This window comes from Micromonospora sp. ATCC 39149 (assembly GCF_000158815.1).
In the GTDB taxonomy this organism is placed as follows: domain Bacteria; phylum Actinomycetota; class Actinomycetes; order Mycobacteriales; family Micromonosporaceae; genus Micromonospora.
Map to the genome: position 1 here is coordinate 210,364 of NZ_GG657738.1, position 2,374 is coordinate 212,737.

The window sequence follows — 2,374 nt, forward strand, 5'->3', positions numbered from 1 at the left end:
CGGCACCGGCGAGGGCGGCCTGCGGGTGCGCTGGCGGGTGGTGGCCGTCGACGCGGTGGAGCTGGTCGGCGCGGTGCCGAAGGCGGTGGCGCTGCACGGGCTGCGCTTCGGCCCGGGCCCGGACGGCTGGTCCTGCGCGGTGATTCTGGACGTGTGAGCGGGCGACCCGGCCGGGCGGGTGACGGGCCAGCGGCTTTCCGCTCAGCCCTTGACCACGCCGAGCGGGACCAGCCGGGCCACTCGGCGGCACAACCCCGCCGCCTCGGCCACGTCGACCACGGCGGAGACGTCCTTGTACGCCTCCGGCGTCTCCTCGGCCAGCCCGCGCCACGACGCACCCCGCACCGCGATGCCCTGGTCCTCCAGCTTTCGGCGCAACTCCTGCCCGCGCACTGTCTTCGTGGCCTGGCTGCGGCTGCGTACCCGGCCCGCCCCATGGCAGGTGGAGGCGAACGCCGGGGCGCCCGCGATGCCGGTGAGCACGTACGAGGCCGTGCCCATCGAGCCGGGGACGAGCACCGGCTGCCCGACAGCGCGCAGGTCCCCGGGCAGTTCCGGGTGCCCGGGCGGCAGCGCGCGGGTGGCGCCCTTGCGGTGCACGCACAGCCGCCGGTCCGCGCCGTCGACCGCGTGTGTCTCGATCTTGGCAAGGTTGTGTGAGACGTCGTACACCAGGTCGAGTCCGCTGCCGGCGGTCCGGGCGAAGACCCGGCGGGCGGCGGCGGTGAGCAGTTGCCGGTTGGCCCGGGCGTAGTTCGCGGCGGCGGCCATCGCCCCCAGGTAGGCCCGTCCCTGCGACGATTCGACCGGCGCGCACGCGAGCTGCCGGTCGGGGACCTCGATGCCGTGCCGGGGCATGCTGCGCTCCATCGCCCGGACGTGGTCGGTGCAGATCTGGTGGCCCAGGCCGCGCGAGCCGGAGTGGATCATCACGACGACCTGGCCGGCGCGCAGCCCGAACGCCGCCGCCACCGCCTCGTCGTGCACCTCGTCGACCGCCTGCACCTCAAGGAAGTGGTTGCCGGAGCCGAGACTGCCGACCTGTCCCCGGCCGCGCTGCACGGCGCGGTCGCTGACCTGCCCGGGGTCGGCGTCGTCGACCGCGCCGGTGTCCTCGCAGCGGTCCAGGTCGCGTGGCACGCCGTGGCCGCGTTCGACGGCGTACCGGGAGCCGCCGCGCAGCACCGCGTCCAAACTCGGCCCGGTCGGTGAGGTGCCAGACCGCGCCCCGGCCCATGCCGCGCGGGATCGCCGCGTCGAGGCCGTCCATCAGCGCGTCGCGCACCCTGGGCAGGTCGGCCCGGTCGAGATCGGCGGCGAGCAGCCGGACCCCGCAGGAGATGTCGAAGCCGACACCGCCCGGGGAGACCACCCCGGCGGCGGCCACGTCGGTGGCGGCGACGCCGCCGATCGGGAAGCCGTACCCCCAGTGCACGTCGGGCATGGCGTACGAGGCGCCGACGATGCCGGGCAGGGTCGCCACGTTCGCCACCTGCTCCAGGGACCGGTCCTCGCCGACGTCGGGGATCAGCGCCCGGGAGGCGAAGACGACCCCGGGCACCCGCATCGGGTCGCGCCGGTCGATCCGGAACCGGTACGGCGACTCCTCCACCAGCTCCATGCGCTGCGGCTACCCGCCCCGGGGCCGGTTACACCCGCCAGGGACGGCCGGCGGGACAATGGGGGTGGCCGCGGGCGTCGCCGGGGCCGTCCCGGCGTCCCCAGGAGGACTCGACCGTGTCCGAGACAGCCCCGCCCGGCCCCCGTGACGAGCTGCGGGCGGACTGTGCCCGATGCTTCGGGCTGTGCTGCGTGGCGCCCGCCTTCGCCGCCTCGTCGGACTTCGCCCTGGACAAGCCCGCCGGGCAGCCGTGCCCGAACCTCGGCGACGGCTTCGGCTGCGGCATCCACCGGGACCTGCGTGCCCGGGGCTTCGCCGGGTGCACCGTCTTCGACTGCTTCGGGGCGGGACAGCAGGTCGCCCAGGTCACCTTCGCCGGCCGGGACTGGCGGACGGCCCCACGGACCGCGACCCGGATGTTCGAGGCGTTCGCCGTGATGCGCCCGCTGCACGAGCTGCTGTGGTACCTGACGCAGGCGGTGGCGCTGACGGGGCCGGGCCCGCTGCGCGCCGAGCTGGAGGCGGCGCTGGCCGAGACCCGCAGGCTGACCGGCGGCAGCCCGCGGGAGCTGCTGGCCGTGGACGTCGACGCGCACCGGGGGCGGGTGAACCCGCTGCTGTCGCGGGCGAGCGAGCTGGCCCGCGGCGACCGGGCCGGCGCGGACCGCCGGGGTGCGGTGCTGGTCGCCGCCGACCTGCGCCGGGCCGATCTTGGTCGGGGCGAACCTGCGCGGCGCGGTGCTGCTCGGGGCG

At 76.4% G+C, this 2,374-nt stretch carries 2 pseudogenes; one reads left to right on the forward strand and one right to left on the reverse strand.

The window, feature by feature from the left end:
- Positions 1-201: 201 nt before the first annotated feature.
- A pseudogene (locus tag MCAG_RS00945) lies at positions 202-1,621 on the reverse strand (RtcB family protein).
- Positions 1,622-1,737: 116 nt separating this feature from the next.
- Between MCAG_RS00945 and MCAG_RS33175 the strand changes: the two are divergent.
- Positions 1,738-2,374 (forward strand): annotated as a pseudogene (locus tag MCAG_RS33175) (pentapeptide repeat-containing protein); the annotation flags it as partial.